Source organism: Mesorhizobium sp. WSM4848, assembly GCF_055811375.1.
Window position 1 is genome coordinate 1 of sequence record NZ_JBVVPX010000028.1, and the last position, 16,657, is coordinate 16,657.

Here is a 16,657-nt window from a genome sequence, read left to right on the forward strand (position 1 = left end):
GCCCCAGGCCGACACCATCATGCGCGGCGCGAACTGGCGGCCCTTCTCGAAGGCGCCACGCATCGACTTGCCGTCGATGGCGATCTGCCCCGCGCCGCCGGCAGCGCTCGCGACATGGCGCATGAAGCCGGCGAAGGCCTCGGCGAACGCCGTAGGGACAAGCTTGCGAAACAGCGCCGAGAAGGTGTCGTGCGAGGGGATGCCATGCGCCAGAGTGAGCACATTTCGCAGCATTGCTTCCCTTTCCTGCCCAAAGCGCCAGATGTCGGAACAATTCTTGGCGCCGCACAGCATCGCGGCGAACGCAATGGACAGTATCTCGCAAAAATCGTGTCGAGCGTTCTGGTCGCGCGGATCGAGATGACCGAACACAGCCCGGATCGTTTCCATCGAGAACTCCACAATTACGGAGTCATCCCAAGAATCAACAACCCGGCAAATGGCAAGCCATTTCCCATCTACTCAAATGCGATTCCCCTGCCCGCAAGGGGGCAGCAGCCGCTTCGCGCTCCTTGACAATCCACCCATTTGTTCTCTTTATGTTCCACGCAAGACCCTCTCAAGACAATGCGGCGTTCGAACCGCCGCAGGCGAACGGGCCGGATGGAAGCCAACATCCTCCACGCTGATCTGGACGCCTTCTATGCCTCCGTCGAACAGTTGCTCGACCCCGCCCTGCGCGGCAAGCCGATCGCCGTCGGCGGCGGCGTCGTCCTTGCCGCGTCCTACGAGGCCAAGGCCTTTGGCGTGCGTGGCGGCATGCCGGGGCGGCGCGCGCGTGAACTCTGCCCCGGGCTGATTTTCGTCGGCGGCCATTTCAAGGATTATCAGCGGCTCGGCGATGCGGCTATTCAGGTGCTCGGCGATTTCACGCCGGTGGTCGAGCGGATTTCCATCGACGAGGCCTTTGCCGACGTCGCCGGCTGCACCCATCTGTTCGGCCCGCCGGCCGAGATCGCGACAACCATCCGCCGCCGCGTGCGGGCTGAGCTTGGCTTGCCGATCTCGGTCGGCGTGGCGCGCACCAAGCACCTGGCCAAGATCGCCTCGCAGGTGGCCAAGCCCGACGGGCTGGTGGTGGTCGATCCGCGCCACGAGCTGGAGTTTCTGCACGATCTGCCGGTCGAGCTCATGTGGGGCGTCGGTCCGGTCACCAGGGAGCGGCTGGCCGGCATTGGTGTGCGCACCATCGGCGAGTTGGCGAAGACCAATGGTGGGTCGCTGGAGCGTCTGCTCGGCCCGGCGGCCGGCGAAAAACTCAACGCGCTGGCCTGGAACCGCGATCCGCGCAAGCTCGAGACGCAGCGCCGGGCGCGATCGGCCGGCGCGCAATCGGCACTCGGCAGGAAACCGGCCGAGGCAAAAATCTTCGTGCCCACCCTGCTGCATCTGGCCGACAGGGTCGCCACCAGGCTGCGGGCGAAATCGCGGCCCGGCCGCACGGTGACGGTCCGCGTCCGCTTTGCCGATCTCCGCTCGGTCACGCGTTCGATCACGCTCGACCAGCCGATTTCGGCAACCGCGATGCTGGCCGAGATCGCCGAGGCGCTGGTGCGCAAGGCGCTTGTCGATCATCCGCACGAAAAGACCATCTCGCTACTGGCGATCGCCGTGTCGCAGCTGGAGAAGCAACCGGCCCTGCAACTGGAACTGCCGCTCGGCCTCGACGACGACAGCCGCCGCCCCGGCACCAGCAAGGGCGCGGCACGCTGGACCGCCGACCGCGCCATCGACAAGATCCGCGACCGCTTCGGCTGGGAGGCGGTCGGCTACGCCTCGGTCGCGCTCGGGCAGTCGCGATCGGTTCCCGACGCCTTTCGCGAGCTGGCCGAAAAGGAATTGTGAGCCGCGATTACACTTTGGTTGCCAAGTCGCCGGAATGGCGTTGAAGGCTGCGACCTCATGAATTTGTCTTGGATCCAGTTCCTTGTGCTCCGGTTTTTGACATCAACCGCAGAGCGCAGCACCCGATCGCAAATTTTCCAGATCTTCTGGTCGTCAGACCAAAAGCGTTGCCCCGCCCCAAGCGATCAGGGCAATGCCAACTGCCCGGCCAACCCACGGGCCGGCAGGAAACAGTTTTTCCACCAGCACCAGAATGGCGAGCGCGGCAACCCACACCAGATTCATGACGCCACCCACGAACAACAACGCCATCAGCGTCCAGCAGCATCCGACACAAAACGCCCCGTGCAATGCGCCCAGACGCAGCGCGCCAAGTGGGTGGGGACGCCAGTGGCGGGCAAGGAACGTCGTCGGTGCCCGGCAATGCGACAGGCAGGCGTTCTTGAAGGGCGAGAGCTGATAGATCCCCGCGCCGATCAGGACGATGGCTGAAAGCCAGCGGCTTTGCGAACTCATCATCGTCGCGGAAACGAATGCCTCACGTTCGAGCAGCCAATGCAGCGCGGTCGCCGCAACGGAGAACCCCAGCCAGACCAGGAGGTAGCCTGCCATGAACACGCCGTTCGGCGCGAGCTTGTCCTGGATCTGGCCCTGTGCCAGCGCATGGCGATGCACGCGCGCATAGAGCAGGATGGTCGGCGCCGCACTCGGTGACATCATGGCGATCATCATGACCCACCACATGGCGATCATCAGCGCCCAGTTCGCGGCCCCCCAGACCCGCGGTTCCGTCGCCATCGCGCTCATGTCCATGCCAGACATATCCATGCCAGACATGTCCATGCCAGACATGTCAGAGGTCATATCGGATGTCACGTTCGGAGTTTGCAGGTGGGGGAATAGCGCGAGCCTCGACATCTCCCACGCATTCATGCCGAGCCCGGCACCGGCGACGATATAAAGCCAGGCCAGCAGGCACAGCGCCACCACGCCCGCAATCGTGATGACGCGGTCGCGTCTGAGCAGCCGTTCCAGTGGCGACCCGCCGTTCATGTGGCGCGTCAGGCCCGCACCACCCCGTGATTGTTGAGATGCAGCCGCGCGAACTGGCCGTAACTGTTCTTAGTGGTCACCTGAACCGGCCCGCTGGTTGTGCTTGAAGCACTGCCGATCTCGGCGACCGCATATTCGAAGCCGTTCGGCAACACGATCTGAGCGCGCGAGTCCGCGCCCGTCACCTTGTTGCGGATCGGCTCGCCAACGGTTTCGATGTAGTCCTTGACGAAGATGCGGCCCCTGCGGCCGTCAACATCGAGGTCGAGATCTATCTTGGTGAAAACGGGCTCATTCATTTTTGTCACGGTCGAGGCGTAGACGGCGAACATCGTCGCGAACGGGTCGGTGTCCTGGCCGGTCATGATGCGCAGCAGCGCGTTACGCTGCTGGTCGGTTGCCTTCTCGTCGACGAAGGCGATGGCTTCGCCGTTGCCCTCGTGGATCGCGCCGGGCCATTTGAAGATCGCGGCGATGCGCAGGCCGTCGAGAACGGTCTCGCCATGATGACCCTCATGGATCTGGATGCCGGCAACGGCATGGCAATGGCCCTTGTCGGGCAGCGCATTGAATTGACAGTTGCAGCCATATTCGCAGGTGCAATTGACCAGTTCGCGTCCCCTAATCTCCCAAGACGTCATGCTCTCCTCCCTGATCTCGAAATATTAGACCATCATCATACACCTAGACTCTTCCCTCTCAAAGGCGCACCCTTGAAAAGGCGAAACCAAAGCGAGAGTTTCGTCCAATGCTTCACATGCTTGAGATGCGCCGCTGATTGCCTGACCTGTCCGGATAATCTCCGGGCGGGACAAACGTTCATTGCGCCTATCCGTGTTCAGGCTGCGGCCCAAGGCACGTTGCAGCCTTTTACCGGATCAACTGGGAGGAAACAACATGCCTGATCTTCAACGCAGAGAACTTCTTGTCCAGGGAAGCGCGGCTCTTGTCGCAATCGCTGCCCTCTATACCTCGCGTCGGGCTTACGCTTTTCCAACGCGGCCGAGCGAGGAGGTTGTTCCGTGGCTGGACCAGCCGACCGAAAATCCCGATCCGGTCGGTATCCAGAACCAGCTTGTCTGGGAGGATCTGGATAGCTGGATAACGCCAAACGACAAGTTCTTCAGCATCTCGCATTTCAACCGACCAACGATCGACGAGAAGACATGGTCGATGGAGATCGGCGGGCTGGTCAAGAAGCCCCTGAAATTGAGCCTCGCCGACATCAGGGCGCGGCCGCGCCAGGAGGTCGTTTTCACAGTCGAATGCTCGGGCAACCACGGTTTTCCCTTTTTCACCGGCGGCATCGGCAATGCCCGCTGGGCAGGGACGCCGCTCGCCCCGATCCTCGAGGAAGCCGGCGTCCTGGAAAATGGCATCGAGGTTGTCTTTTTCGGCACTGACACAGGCGAGGTCCTCATCCGCGACGTCAAGATGCAGCAGAACTTCGCGCGTGCCATGTCGCTTGCCGAAGCGACGAACCCAGACAACCTGCTCTGCTATGAAATGAACGGAGCCGCCTTGCCGGCGGCCAATGGTTTTCCGCTGCGGCTGATTGCTCCGGGTTGGTACGGCATCGCCAACGTCAAGTGGCTGGAGCGCATCGAGGTGCGTGACACCCGCTTCATGAGCCTTCTGATGGCGCGCGACTATGTCACCATCCGCGAGGAAGAGCACAACGGCGAGACCGTGTGGACCGAGAACTCAGTCGGCCGAGCGCTGATAAAGTCCGCGCCCGCAAAAGTCACCCGGAAGGACTCGGACTACCGCATCATTGGGGCAGCCTGGGGGGCACCGATCGACCGGGTCGAAGTGCAAATCGATCAAGCGCCATGGGCACCGGCGACCATCGACCGCAGTGAGGAGGCCGAACACGCCTGGAAGATTTGGTCCGTGGATTGGGCAAATCCCTCTCCTGGAGAACACACGGTAACCTCGCGCGCGGTCAGCATCACGGGACAAGTTCAACCAGCAATGGACGATCCCTTGATTGCCAAGAAACACACATACTGGGAAAGCAATGGCCAGGTGACGCGCCGCGTGCGTGTCGTTTGATAGGCTGTGCTGCACGCGGGAAGGTGAATCAGGCAGCGCCTGATCGCAGACTGGTCGCCAGCGTCAGTCCTTGGATGCCGTGATGACGAGCGCCGGCATGTCGAAAGCGACGGCGCCGGCTGCTGTCACGTAAGGCATAAGTGCCCGCTCGGCCTCCTCCAGAAGCCGCTTGAACTGCTCGTTGTCCAAAAGCCCGCCTAACGTCCAGATGCAGGCTCTTTCAGTCGAGATCAGCGTCTCGATCGAGGCAAAACGGACCATTCCGCGGTGCCGCTTCACCTCGGCACGCTCTATGCCTGCCTTCGCGCGGAGCGAGTGCAGCAACTCCGCATTGCCGAGCACAAAGGGCGCGCGGAACGCGTTGGCAACGTCGCTTCCAAAAAGCCGTTCAAGCATATCCGCCACTGCGGCATAGCCGGGCGACTGGTCGAGCGAGTCGCAGACCGCGACAGCGAGCCGGCCGCCGGACTTAACCACGCGCATCATTTCCCGCAGTCCGGCGGCTCGATCGTCGAAGAACATTAGGCCGAACTGGCTGACTGCGGCGTCGAAGCTTTCATCCGGGAAAGGAACCTGCTCGGCGCGCCCTTCTCGCCACTCGATGCGAGTGCTTTTGCGGCGGGCAACGCAGAGCATATCGGGATTGGGGTCAAGCCCGACCACCTTGCCCTCCGCGCCAACGCAGTCGAGAGCCGCGAGCGCCAGCACACCCGTACCGCAGGCGATGTCGATGACGCGGTCGCCCCTCCCTATTCGCGCCTCGGCGGCGACGATGGGCCCCCATTGTCGGAACAGCGCTGGAACGAACAGCGAGTCGTAGATTTCAGCCGGAGTTTTCGATGTCTTAGCCCGGTGGGTCTGGTCCGCCGCTTCCGCCGATCCCGGCGTTGCACCTTCAAGGAACACTGCGTTGGATCGGGTTCCGGCGACGCGAAGCGCCTTCAGCGGCTCGTATTCAGGCGATGAGTACCAGCGCTGGGCATGCTCGCCGTCGGCAAATTCGACGATGACCGGATAGACCGGCTGCCAGTCTCCTTCGACAAGGTCGGATTTCCCGCCCAGCACCAAATAGCGCCCTCCATACTGTTCAACCGTTGCAAAGACCCCTGCCAGATACTGCTTGACCTTGGCTTGGTCGGTGATTTCACGCACGTCGAAGAAGCAATAAGTAGACATGGCCGACCTCCGTTGATCGCATGGACTCCACGGGATGCGCGGTGGATATGCTGTTCGGCGCATAGTAGACTTGGCCATGGGCACGCTCCATGACCCAACGTCTCAATCGCTTGCCGCAGCGTCCGTTCTGGCGCGATCACCTGGGCGGCCACCGGAAGAGGTCGTTCCCGATGCCGCACCTTCGGCCGCGCCGGACAAGGATGTGCTTTCGGATGTGCTGCGCGTGGTAAAGCTCACCGGCGCGCTTTTCTTCTGGGTCGATGCCTCTTCGCCCTGGAGTGTGGAAGTGCCGCAGGCGGATTCATTTGCCCATCTCATCCTGCCGCGCGCCCAACATGTGATTTCCTACCACATCATCACCCAAGGCTCGGGCTCGGTCAGCATCGGCGACGGTCCGCCGATGGAATTTGCCGAAGGCGACATACTTGTGATCCCGCATGAGGACTCGTACGCGATGCGCAGTGCGCCCGGAGTGCGGTCAGGTTTGAGCCTGGAAGATTCGCTCGATTTCTTTCGCGCCATGGCGGCCGGACAACTGCCCTTCGTGGTCAACGAAGGTGGCGACGGCCCCCTCCTGACCAGATATGTCTGCGGTTTTCTTGGCTGCGATGCAAGGCCGTTCAATCCTCTGCTCGGGGCCCTTCCTCCGCTGATACGCATCCGGCGCGCGGCCGGCGCACCGAGCGACCTGCTCGACCGGCTGATCGAGCTGACGCTGGCAGAGGTGTCCGCTCAGCGGCCTGGCGCTGAATGCATCCGCCTGCGCCTCAGCGAGCTGATGTTCGTTGAGGTCGTTCGCCGCCATCTTGAGGCACTGCCGCCGGAGCAGACCGGCTGGCTGGCCGGCTTGCGCGACCCCGCCGTCGGCCGGGCCGTTGCGCTTGTCCACGAGAATCCGGCGCGTGGCTGGACAATTGAAGAACTCGCACGCGAAACCGGCGTCTCGCGGTCCGTCCTCGCGGCCCGCTTCACACGTCTCGTCGGCTGCCCACCGATGCAGTATCTCACGCGATGGCGCGTACAACTGGCCGCACGACTGCTCACTGATGGGCTGGCCAAAGTCTCGGCAGTCGGGCGTGATGTCGGCTACGAGTCCGAAGCGGCCTTCAGCCGGAGCTTCAAGAAGCTCGCCGGCGTCTCGCCGGCTGGCTGGCGCAGTGGCCGGCGCGGATAACAGGCGGCCGGAGGCCAATTGAGGTGCCCCGACAGACGCCTTCGCGCGCCACCTCCGCACCATTTCCAGGCCCTCCCCTACCCCTCCACTGTGCTGATCTCGGCATCGACCAGGCACCAGGGCGCATAACGAAAATCGCGGATCTGGACGACCCGCTCGTCCTGCCATTCGACCAGCATGAAGCCGCGCACCACGCCGTCCGGCTCCTGCGGGTTGCGGATCAGGATCGCCGGCCGGCCATCGACAAAACCCAGCGACAGCGTCCAGTCGCTGATGCGGTCGTAATTGCCGAAATAGGTCGACACATCGGCCTTGCCGCGCAGGCGGAGGCGGCTGACCAATTCGAGCTGGACATCCTCGGCGATCAGCGCCCTGACCGCGTCGAAGTCGCGCGCGTTGAACAGATCGACATAGCGGCGCAGCCGTCGCTCGTCATCGGCGTTGAGCCGTGGCGCGGCAGCCTGTTCGGGCTCGGCTGCCAATATGCGCAACTGCGCCCGCCCGCGATGCAGCGCCGCCTTGGTGGCGGCCAGCGTCGCGCCGGTCACCTCGCAGGTCTCGTGCAGCGAAAGGCCTAGCACGTCGACAAGGATCACGGCGCTGCGCTGCGCAACCGAGAGTTGCATGAAGCTGCGCAGGCCGCTCGCCGCGGCGAGCCTGCTGTCGGCACTGCCGGAAGGATCCTCGATCGTGGTCATGTCGGTCTCGGTCATGCGCGACCTTTCCCGATGGCGCCGGCGCAGATGGTCCTGCGCGGCATTATGCGCGATGCGAAACAGCCATTGCTCGGGCCGCTCGACCGTCAAGCTGCCGTCGACCGCCTGCAGCGCCTTGATCAGCGTCTCCTGGACGATGTCTTCGCCGTCGATCACCGAGCCGGCCATGCGGGCGCAGTAGCGGTGCAGTTTGGGACGCAACCCTGAGAGCATCGCCTCCAGCGCCGGCCGGTCGAATTTTTGTGGGATCATGGCGTCCATTCTATCCGGCTTTGCCATCCTCAAGCACATGGTAGTTGCCGATGATTTTGGCAGGCGATCGCTTCACCGGGGTCGAACGCCGTTCGGCATGGTTTTGCGTGAACGCCTCGAAGGCCGCAAGCCCGGTCAGCGCAGATGTGTTGTTTCCCTCGCCGACGACATGGACGAACTCGCCGTCATCGAGTTCGAGCACGAGATAGCGCACGCTCTGCGGCGCCGTCTCATCCAGCGCCTCGAACACTTTTGCCACCAGCGCGCGGTTCTCTTCCAGCCCGGTGTCTTTCACGCTGTAGCGAATGAGTTTGTAGCCCATGGTTCGTCTCCTGAATGGTTGGTCTGAACCAAAAGACGTTTCGCGTTCCCGAAAAGATTCTCGCAGGTTATGAATCTTTTCGGCCGCCCGGATCGTCTTCCACCTGTGGACGGCTACGCAGCAGCCATCGAGGAGCAGGAGAGACGACCATGCACATCCAGTTTGCCGAACTGCCGGTATTCGACCAGGACCGCGCCAAGGCGTTCTATACCAGGCATTTCGCCTGCAAGGTCGCGGCCGACGAGAAGATGGGCGATAGCGGCTGGCGCTGGATCGAGCTGAAATTTCCCGGCGCCGTGACCAACCTGCATTTCGTGAGGCGCGCCGACGACACGCCAGGCGCGGAGCCGGTGCTGGTGCTGGTCGACGACGACGTCGAGGCCACGATCGCCGCGTTGAAGGCGGGCGGCGTCGAGATCATCACCGAACCGCAGGAGGCGCCCTGGCAGCTAGGCCGCACGGTGGCGGAATTTCGCGACAGCGAGGGCAACCGCATGGTGATCGGCAGCCAGTGAGCGGGTGCAGCCGGAGAGCGGGCATCTGAATTTTGACGAGCCCATGAACGGCTGGAGAAGGTGGACAGTGTTGAAAAAGTCCGGAAGAGCAGGATGATTGCCTTCGGAATCTCCATCCCGCTCCAAAGTCTTTTGGTCACGTGTCCGGACGGAAAACCGGCAATCAAGCAGCCCCGGCTTTGTGCGCCAAAGCATGCCTCGGCTGGTAGAGGCCAAGCGAGCCACCACTGGGAAGCGAGACATGCGTGAGCAGGCCCCAGCCTTCATCGGTGACCGAAGTGCATTCAACATCGTGCGATTTCAGCTCTTGGATTGTGGCATTGATGTCTTCGCACATGAGATAGACTTCGTGGCTGTCGATTTCGGCGACCGGGTGAACGGCAATCTCGGCCGGCGGCAATGCGAAGATCAACCAGCCTTCGCCAGCATCGACTGCTGGAAAACGTAGAACATTGCAAAAAATGCGCGGTCTGCCTCGGCATCCGTGCTGTAGATGATCATGTGTGCGCCGGAAATCATGGCTCCCTATCTCCCTGAAAGTGATGCGAACAAACTATTGCCGTTGCAAACGACGTTTTCGGCGCTCCGCCCATCGACACAGCCGCTCGATATCGGCAACTTCAGTTGGATATAGGTCGGTCGGCCGTGATTGCAGGTGCCGGAACCCGGCGTTGCTTCAAAGACCGACGCCTGCCAGACCTCACGCTATCAGCGGAAGAAACTGGAGATGCTGTTCGCGCACCTGCCGCCATCACCCGGCCCAGTAGCGACTCGCCAACGTGCCCTAGGATGAAGGCGAGTCCGAGGCCGGCGACAAGGGTTGCAATAAGCGGCGCCCGAGGCATCTTCCCAATCCGGTTTCCGGCCACGCTTGGCGCTCGGGTCAAGCGTTGCACGAGCCAGAGATAATGGATCCAGGGATAATGGGGACTAAGACGCGGCGGTCTCAACATCTTTCACGCAGCGAACGGAAACGAGCCGGTCGGAGCGACCGTTAGTGGCTGTCGTGCTCGCCGTGGCCATGTCCATGATCGGAAACCGCGTTCGCCAATCTGATATTCGCCGCCGCAAGCGCCGGGATGTGCTCGAACAGCTGGTGCTCCAGCGCTGCCGTGATCTTCTTCGCTTCGCAGACGGGCAGGCTTTCTTCGACGGCGATGGCAATCTCGGCGTGCAGCCTGTGACCGATCCACCGCGCCTTGGCCTCGACAATGCGCGCTGCCGGCACATGCGCGGCGGCATGGTGGATGTCGTCGATGACATCAGGCTCTATACCGTCGAGCATGCGGGTCAGCACCGAGCGCGCCGACTGCCAGACGATGCCGAAGATGGCAAGCGTGATGAGCAGGCCGACGATCGGGTCGGCCAGCGCAAAACCGAGCCAGACCCCGAACGCTCCGAGGACCACGGCAAGGCTGGTCAGGCCGTCGGTGCGGGCGTGGTAGCCGTCGGCGATGAGTGCGGCGCTGTTGATTTCGCGGCCGACTCGGATGCGGAACACCGCGACGGCCTCATTGCCGAGAAAGCCGACAATGCCCGCCGCCGTCAGCCAGCCCAGATGCGTCACCACGCGTGGATTGATCAAACGGTCGATGGCCTGATAACCGGCGACGATGGCGCTGAACAGGATAATCCCGACGATGATGATCCCGGCCAGGTCCTCGACCCGGCCCAGGCCGTAGGTGAAGGTCGGCGACGGCTTGCGCCGGGCCAGCATGAAGGCGATCCACAGTGGAATGGCGGTGGTGGCGTCACCGATGTTGTGGATGGTGTCGGCCAGCAGCGCCACGCTGCCCGACAGCGCGACCACGACCATCTGCATCGCCGCGGTGATTGCCAGGATGACGAACGACCATTTTATCGCCCAGATGCCGCGGTCGGTCGTCGCAATGGTCGCATCGATGACCCCGTGGCTATGCGACCCGCTGGCATGATCGTGATGGCCATGACCATGCGCGGTGTGATCGCGCGGCCCGAACCCGAACCAATCGAGGATGTGCGCGCCGAGCACAGGCATTTGACGGCTCACAAATATTTCGCCAGTTGTTTGAGTTCGGCCAGTGAGTTGCCGCCGGCTTCCGCGGTGTCCGTCAGGCAATGCTCGATATGATCGTGGATCAGTTCGCGCTTTGCACTGCTGATGGCGCTCTCCACGGCGTGGAGTTGCTGCGCCAGATCAACGCAAGGACGGTGCGCCTCGAACATCGACAGCACCGCCGCAAGGTGGCCTTGCGCGCGCTTCAGACGCTTCACGATAGCCGGATGCGAACGATGGATGCCTTCGGACATGCCCGTTTTGTATCCTCCCCTGGAGGATCCAGTCAAATCTTCTTTTGAGCTCACCTTGTCGGCGAGTCCGTCACATCCGAAGAAAGACGGCCAGCCACTTCCCGCGGGTAACCCGTCGGCGGCGGCGGCCCGTATTATTTCGTTACCGTGTTGCGCTGGAACCTTTCCCCTCGCACCAGCGTTCGGGGCGCTGTATTCGCGGTGCCTTATATTTAGGCAAACATGGTAGGCGACGGGCGAATACGGGTGGGGAGGCAAAAAGAATGGGTCGGGGAGGAGCATGCTGTCATGTCGAACCGTGAAATTGGAACGTCCCACACATTGGGGCTACGCATCGCTGATCTCAAAGCCAGGATGCGGAGCGCCCGGATTACCGAGCACGAGATTAAAATTTTTCAGAAGGTCGCCGCTGTCATGGGAGGAGGTGAAGGCTCCCTGCGGATCGATGCCGACGACCTGATGGCCGCATCTTTCGTTGTCGAGGACGAGCCCAGGGCAAACTGACGATCAGCTAGGCACCACGTCGGAGGTCAGGAAGCGGCGTGCGAGGCTCGCGATGTTGGCGCTCTACGGCGCCCCCTCTGTCCTGCCGGACATCTCCCCCACTTGCAGGGCTGTCCGGGGAAAGTTCTTGTGCAACTGGGACGAGTCTTTGGGCGCTGCATGGCAATCCCCGAAGGGTATGGCCCGCGTCCGTTTCGTCGTTCGACCGGTGCGCATGCGGAAAGAGAAGCACCGCTCGGGGTCCAAAAGTCGAAAAATGCAATCGATGCGAGTCGTCCGCAGCCCGGTATGCAACCGAAAAACTTTCCCCGGACAGCCCTGCCCCACTTGGGGGGAGATCGGTCGTCATCAATGGTTTCGCCAATCGCAAACCCTGAAAAGAGGCGCGGTCGGCAAAGCTGCCGATCTCCCTCCTTGTGGAGGAGATGTCCGGCAGGACAGATGGGGGCGCTGTCCCGCCAACCCTTGCCATGATGTCCGGAAGTGGCCTATCGCCACGAAGGCGCCGCCCATCCGGATACTCGCAATACGAGAAACCACATATCCATCCTGGTGGCTTTCTGTTAGGCAATATTCACCTGACTGGATCGATTGCGCGGACTTGGCGAGGGCTTGATGCGGCACCTCAGCGAAGGCCTGGAAACGCTCGCCAGGGCTGGAGATGGGCTGGCGGGAAAGACCTGACTTGCCGGAACGATCACGCAAAACCATGGCGCCACGGCCGAACACCGGCCGGCCACGCCCCTCGCCTAGCGCCGGAGCAAATCCGCCAGGCGTCAGCCTTTGCCGTGCGCTGTCAAAGCTTGGCCTGTGCTCGCGCAAGCAGGCGGAAATTCTGGTCGCCGAAGGGCGCGTCCGGGTCGCCGGCAAAATCGTGCGCAACGGCTCGCTGCGCGTCGATCCCGGCCGCGACCGCATCGAGGTCGACGGCAGCCGCGTCGTCGCCGAGCGCAAGGTCTACCTGATGATCAACAAGCCGCGCGGCCTGGTCACCACCCGCGACGACCCGCAGGACCGCGGCACCGTCTACGACTGCCTGGCAGAACTCGACCTGCCCTTCGTGTCGCCGGTCGGCCGCCTCGACAAGGCCAGCGAGGGCCTGCTTTTGATGACCAACGACACGCGTTTCGCCCAGCGCCTGCTCGACCCTGCCTCGCACGTCGCCAAGATCTATCACGTGCAGATCGGCGCCTTGCCCGACGCGGCCATGCTGACGCGGTTGCGCGCCGGCGCCACGGTCGATGGCGAAGATTTGACGGCGCGGTCGATCAGGATCCTGCGCAGCGGCACCAGCACCGCCTGGCTGGAAATCACCCTCGACGAGGGCCGCAACCGCCACATCCGCCGGCTGCTCGCGGCGCATGGAGTGGACGTGCTTCGCCTGGTGCGGGTGGCGATCGGCCGCTTGCAGCTCGGCGACCTCGCCAAGGGCAAGGCCCGCCACCTCACGAAGGAAGAGCTGGCGCTGTTTCAAGGCTGAGCGAAGGCGCCAAAGCGCGCTCCCTTCTCCCCTTGTATGGCTTGTATGGGGAGGAGGGAGAAGGAAGTCTACAACACCTTCACTTCGCGTCGTGAAAAATGATGCCGACGGTGTGGCGCAGGCCGGAGCGAAGCCGGCTGACGCCGTGCCTGAGATTGACGCGGTAGCTGCCTTTGCTGCCCTGCACCGGACGATTGTGGACCGCGAAGGCGACTGCATCGCCCTGGCGCAGCGGCACCACCTCGGCGCGGCTCTGCATGCGCGGGCGCTGTTCGGTCAGCACGAACTCGCCGCCGGTGAAATCCCTATCCGGTTCGGACAGCAGGATCGCCACCTGCAGCGGGAAGGCAAGATCGCCGTAGAGATCCTGATGCAGGCAGTTGAAGTCGCCGGGACCATATTGCAGCAGGAGCGGCGTCGGCCGCGTCTGGCCCTGGTCGTGGCATTGCTTGAGGAACGCGGCGTGTTCGTCCGGGTAGCGCTGCGCGATGCCCATGCGCTCGTTCCAGTCGTTGGCGACGGCGGCAAGGCGCGGATAGAGCGCGGTGCGCAAGCCGCCGATCAGTTCTGGCAAGGGATATCGGAAGTAGCGGTACTCGCCCTTGCCGAAACCGTGCCGCGCCATGTGGACATGGCTGCGGAAATGGCTTTCATCGGGATAGAGCCCGGCGATCTCCCGGCATTCTTGCGGTGTCAGCAACTTTTCCATCACCGCGCAGCCATAGAAGCACATCTCCTCGGCCAATGCCTGCCAGTCATATCCGGCGACGCGCGCTTCCGCCGATCGGACCGCTGCTGCTGGAACCGTGTGTATGGTCATGGCTTTGCCTCCTCTCACTCCATGGGCTTGTGCCATCAGATGGGTGAAGCAGCGCACGCAAACCACCCGTTTCATGCCGATGGGTGATGCACAGATTCCGATCTCCCCTTGCGGGAGATCGGCAGCTTCAACGCCCCGTTGCCCTGGATCAGCTTCACCGCCGCGACGCAGCATGGATTTCGGCAAAATCGAGCCCATATCCCTGATAGGGAGCTTTGAGCGTGAAACTCGCGCGTGTAGCCCTGATTGCCGCGGCTTTTGTAGCCGCTGTGGCTGTTTCTTCCGCAACCGGAGAGGCGAACGGCCAGGAGAGGACTGCGCTGCGCATCGAGATAGACGGCGCCATCGGTCCGGCGAGCGCCATGCAGTTCGAGGAAGCGCTGGCGGTGGCCGCAGAACGGAACGCCGAGGTTTTCATCCTGCAGATGGACACGCCGGGCGGGTTGGTCACCAGCATGCGTGAGATCATCGCCGACATCCTCGCCTCGCCGGTTCCCGTCATCGGCTATGTCGCGCCCGCCGGCGGGCATGCGGCGAGCGCCGGAACCTACATCCTCTACGCAACCCATGTGGCGGCGATGGCGCCCGGCACCAATCTGGGCGCGGCAACGCCGATCGAGATGGGCGGGCCGCTGCCATCCTTTCCCGGCGACGACAAGAACAACGGCCCAGAAGCCGGCAAGGACCCGAAGAACCCACCGGCGGGCGATGCGATGATCGCCAAGGCGACGAACGACGCGGTTGCCCTGATCCGCAGCCTGGCCGAACTGCGCGGGCGCAATGCCGAATGGGGTGAAAAGGCGGTGCGCGAGGCGGCCAGCCTGTCGGCCAACGCGGCGCTGCAGGAGCATGTCATCGACTTCATCGCCCGCGACACGACCGAACTGCTCCTGCTGGCTGACGGCCGGACGGTGGAAATAGCCGGCAGGAAAGAGGTGTTGGCGACCAAAGGGCTGCCGGTTGAAACACTCGAGCCCGGCTGGCTCATCCGGCTTCTCGCCGTCATCACCGACCCGAACATCGCCGTCATCCTGATGTTGATCGGCGTCTATGGTCTCGTCTTCGAGTTCACCAGCCCGGGTGCGGTTGCGCCCGGCGTGATCGGCACGATCTGCCTGCTGCTCGGGCTCTATGCGCTCAATCTCCTGCCGATCAGCTATGCCGGCCTTGCCTTGATGCTGCTTGGCATCATCTTCCTCGTGGTCGAAGTCTTTAACCCCACAGTGGTCCTTGGGCTGGGAGGCGTGGCTGCGTTTCTGCTGGGCGCTGCCATGCTGCTCAGGATCGAGGGACCCGGCTTCGAAATGTCGTGGGCCGTCATCGGCACCGCCGCCGTCCTGACGCTCGGCCTAGCGCTGTTGACCGGCAGCTATCTGTGGGCGGCCCGCAAGCACGTTCCGCGTGTTGGCGCACAGGCCATGCAAGGGCTGCCGGCCAAGGTCCTCGACTGGGAGGGCAGCGAGGGCCATGTGCTCGCCCGGGGCGAGCGCTGGCGGGCGAAGGCCGACGAACCCATTGCAGTGGGCGACAGCGTCGAGGTTGCTGATGTCAGGGGTCTCGTGCTGACGATACGGCGCCGCAATGTGGATAGCAATGGAGCAGGGCAATGATCATCGGTTATGTGGCCTATCTGGTGGCGGCGCTCGTCGTGGTCATGTTCCTGTCCGCGGCCATTCGCATCCTGAGGGAATATCAGCGCGGCGTGGTCTTCACGCTCGGCCGCTTCACCGGAGTCAAGGGCCCCGGCCTGATCATCCTCATCCCCTTCGTGCAGCAGATGGTGAAGGTCGACCTGCGGGTGGTGGTCCAGGACGTGCCGCCGCAGGACGTGATCTCGCGCGACAACGTCTCGGTGAAGGTCAACGCAGTGCTGTATTTTCGTATCGTCGACGCCGAGCGGGCGGTAATCCAGGTCGAGGACTTCATGGCCGCCACCAACCAGCTGGCCCAGACCACGTTGCGCTCGGTGCTCGGCAAGCATGAGCTCGATGAAATGCTGGCCGAACGTGACAAGCTCAACAGCGATATCCAGGAGATTCTCGATCAGCGGACCGATGCCTGGGGCATCAAGGTCTCCGATGTCGAGATCAAGCATGTCGACCTCAACGAGAACATGGTCCGCGCCATCGCCAAGCAGGCCGAGGCCGAACGGCTGCGGCGTGCGAAAGTCATCAATGCCGACGGCGAACAGCAGGCGGCGGCAAAACTCGTCGAGGCCGGCAAGATGCTGGCCGAGGCACCGCAGGCCATGCAGCTGCGCTATTTCGAGGCTCTCCATGACATCGCCGGTGAACGCTCGTCGACGGTCGTATTCCCGGTGCCGATGGATCTGCTCGGCCATTTCATCAAGCAAGATGGGGGGAAGTGAGGGTTTGGTGATTGGCGAAAGCCGATGAGAGCGCAATCTCCCCCCAAGTGCAGGGCTGTCCGGGGAAAGTTTTTCGGTTGCATACCGG

18 protein-coding genes are annotated in these 16,657 nt (G+C 63.0%); 8 read left to right on the forward strand and 10 right to left on the reverse strand.

What is annotated here, in order from left to right:
- On the reverse strand, window positions 1-390 hold a 390-nt coding region (locus tag AC0L16_RS22905; RefSeq protein WP_473623421.1), incomplete at its 3' end, for an ISAs1 family transposase.
- Between the two features lie 213 nt (window positions 391-603).
- On the opposite strand from AC0L16_RS22905, the gene dinB reads away from it, so the two are divergent.
- Window positions 604-1,845, forward strand: a complete 1,242-nt coding sequence (gene dinB, locus AC0L16_RS22910; RefSeq protein WP_473623422.1) for a DNA polymerase IV — start codon at window positions 604-606, stop codon at window positions 1,843-1,845.
- A 153-nt stretch (window positions 1,846-1,998) separates the two neighbouring features.
- On the opposite strand, the gene AC0L16_RS22915 is transcribed toward dinB, so the two are convergent.
- Together AC0L16_RS22915 and AC0L16_RS22920 are read right to left on the reverse strand one after the other, a co-directional pair.
- Window positions 1,999-2,898: a DUF2182 domain-containing protein gene (locus tag AC0L16_RS22915; RefSeq protein ID WP_473623423.1), complete on the reverse strand. Its 900-nt coding sequence runs from the start codon at window positions 2,896-2,898 to the stop codon at window positions 1,999-2,001.
- 8 nt (window positions 2,899-2,906) lie between these two features.
- Complete coding sequence (locus AC0L16_RS22920; RefSeq protein ID WP_473623424.1) at window positions 2,907-3,539, reverse strand: DUF1326 domain-containing protein; 633 nt, start codon at window positions 3,537-3,539, stop codon at window positions 2,907-2,909.
- A 256-nt stretch (window positions 3,540-3,795) separates the two neighbouring features.
- Here AC0L16_RS22920 and AC0L16_RS22925 point away from each other — a divergent pair, with 256 nt between their 5' ends.
- Window positions 3,796-4,953 (forward strand): sulfite oxidase, encoded by a 1,158-nt coding sequence (locus AC0L16_RS22925; RefSeq protein WP_473623426.1) that lies wholly within the window; start codon window positions 3,796-3,798, stop codon window positions 4,951-4,953.
- Window positions 4,954-5,016: 63 nt separating this feature from the next.
- Here AC0L16_RS22925 and AC0L16_RS22930 read toward each other — a convergent pair whose 3' ends face one another.
- Window positions 5,017-6,129 carry a DUF1330 domain-containing protein gene (locus tag AC0L16_RS22930; protein ID WP_473623427.1) on the reverse strand — a complete coding sequence of 371 codons (1,113 nt, stop codon included), beginning with the start codon at window positions 6,127-6,129 and terminating at the stop codon, window positions 5,017-5,019.
- 76 nt (window positions 6,130-6,205) lie between these two features.
- Between AC0L16_RS22930 and AC0L16_RS22935 the strand changes: the two genes are divergently transcribed.
- A complete protein-coding gene (locus tag AC0L16_RS22935; RefSeq protein ID WP_473623428.1) occupies window positions 6,206-7,303 on the forward strand; it encodes an AraC family transcriptional regulator in 1,098 nt (365 codons plus the stop codon).
- 77 nt (window positions 7,304-7,380) lie between these two features.
- Here AC0L16_RS22935 and AC0L16_RS22940 read toward each other — a convergent pair whose 3' ends face one another.
- Both AC0L16_RS22940 and AC0L16_RS22945 read right to left on the reverse strand, forming a co-directional pair.
- Window positions 7,381-8,271: a sigma-70 family RNA polymerase sigma factor gene (locus AC0L16_RS22940; RefSeq protein WP_473623430.1), complete on the reverse strand. Its 891-nt coding sequence runs from the start codon at window positions 8,269-8,271 to the stop codon at window positions 7,381-7,383.
- A gap of 10 nt (window positions 8,272-8,281) precedes the next feature.
- Window positions 8,282-8,593, reverse strand: a complete 312-nt coding sequence (locus tag AC0L16_RS22945; RefSeq protein WP_473623431.1) for a hypothetical protein — start codon at window positions 8,591-8,593, stop codon at window positions 8,282-8,284.
- Between the two features lie 149 nt (window positions 8,594-8,742).
- Between AC0L16_RS22945 and AC0L16_RS22950 the strand changes: the two genes are divergently transcribed.
- Window positions 8,743-9,108: a VOC family protein gene (locus AC0L16_RS22950; protein WP_473623433.1), complete on the forward strand. Its 366-nt coding sequence runs from the start codon at window positions 8,743-8,745 to the stop codon at window positions 9,106-9,108.
- Between the two features lie 163 nt (window positions 9,109-9,271).
- Here AC0L16_RS22950 and AC0L16_RS22955 read toward each other — a convergent pair whose 3' ends face one another.
- The 3 genes from AC0L16_RS22955 to AC0L16_RS22965 form a co-directional block, all read right to left on the reverse strand.
- The gene (locus AC0L16_RS22955) at window positions 9,272-9,520 is read right to left on the reverse strand and encodes a VOC family protein (RefSeq protein ID WP_473623434.1); all 249 of its coding nucleotides are present in this window, start codon (window positions 9,518-9,520) and stop codon (window positions 9,272-9,274) included.
- A gap of 582 nt (window positions 9,521-10,102) precedes the next feature.
- Complete coding sequence (locus tag AC0L16_RS22960) at window positions 10,103-11,125, reverse strand: cation diffusion facilitator family transporter (RefSeq protein WP_473623435.1); 1,023 nt, start codon at window positions 11,123-11,125, stop codon at window positions 10,103-10,105.
- An 8-nt stretch (window positions 11,126-11,133) separates the two neighbouring features.
- Window positions 11,134-11,397 carry a metal-sensing transcriptional repressor gene (locus tag AC0L16_RS22965; RefSeq protein ID WP_027154260.1) on the reverse strand — a complete coding sequence of 88 codons (264 nt, stop codon included), beginning with the start codon at window positions 11,395-11,397 and terminating at the stop codon, window positions 11,134-11,136.
- A gap of 288 nt (window positions 11,398-11,685) precedes the next feature.
- On the opposite strand from AC0L16_RS22965, the gene AC0L16_RS22970 reads away from it, so the two are divergent.
- Window positions 11,686-11,901: a hypothetical protein gene (locus tag AC0L16_RS22970; protein ID WP_473623437.1), complete on the forward strand. Its 216-nt coding sequence runs from the start codon at window positions 11,686-11,688 to the stop codon at window positions 11,899-11,901.
- A 709-nt stretch (window positions 11,902-12,610) separates the two neighbouring features.
- Window positions 12,611-13,381 carry a pseudouridine synthase gene (locus AC0L16_RS22975; RefSeq protein ID WP_473623535.1) on the forward strand — a complete coding sequence of 257 codons (771 nt, stop codon included), beginning with the start codon at window positions 12,611-12,613 and terminating at the stop codon, window positions 13,379-13,381.
- A 79-nt stretch (window positions 13,382-13,460) separates the two neighbouring features.
- Here the strand turns inward: AC0L16_RS22975 and AC0L16_RS22980 are convergent, their stop codons facing one another.
- Window positions 13,461-14,201, reverse strand: coding sequence for a 2OG-Fe(II) oxygenase (locus tag AC0L16_RS22980; protein WP_473623438.1), 741 nt, complete (start codon window positions 14,199-14,201; stop codon window positions 13,461-13,463).
- Window positions 14,202-14,422: 221 nt separating this feature from the next.
- Between AC0L16_RS22980 and AC0L16_RS22985 the strand changes: the two genes are divergently transcribed.
- Both AC0L16_RS22985 and AC0L16_RS22990 read left to right on the forward strand, forming a co-directional pair.
- Entirely contained in the window at window positions 14,423-15,811 is a 1,389-nt protein-coding gene (locus tag AC0L16_RS22985; protein WP_473623439.1) for an NfeD family protein, read from the forward strand.
- Complete coding sequence (locus AC0L16_RS22990) at window positions 15,808-16,569, forward strand: slipin family protein (protein WP_473623441.1); 762 nt, start codon at window positions 15,808-15,810, stop codon at window positions 16,567-16,569. Before AC0L16_RS22985 ends, AC0L16_RS22990 begins: the two co-directional genes overlap by 4 nt.
- The last annotated feature ends 88 nt before the right edge of the window (window positions 16,570-16,657 follow it).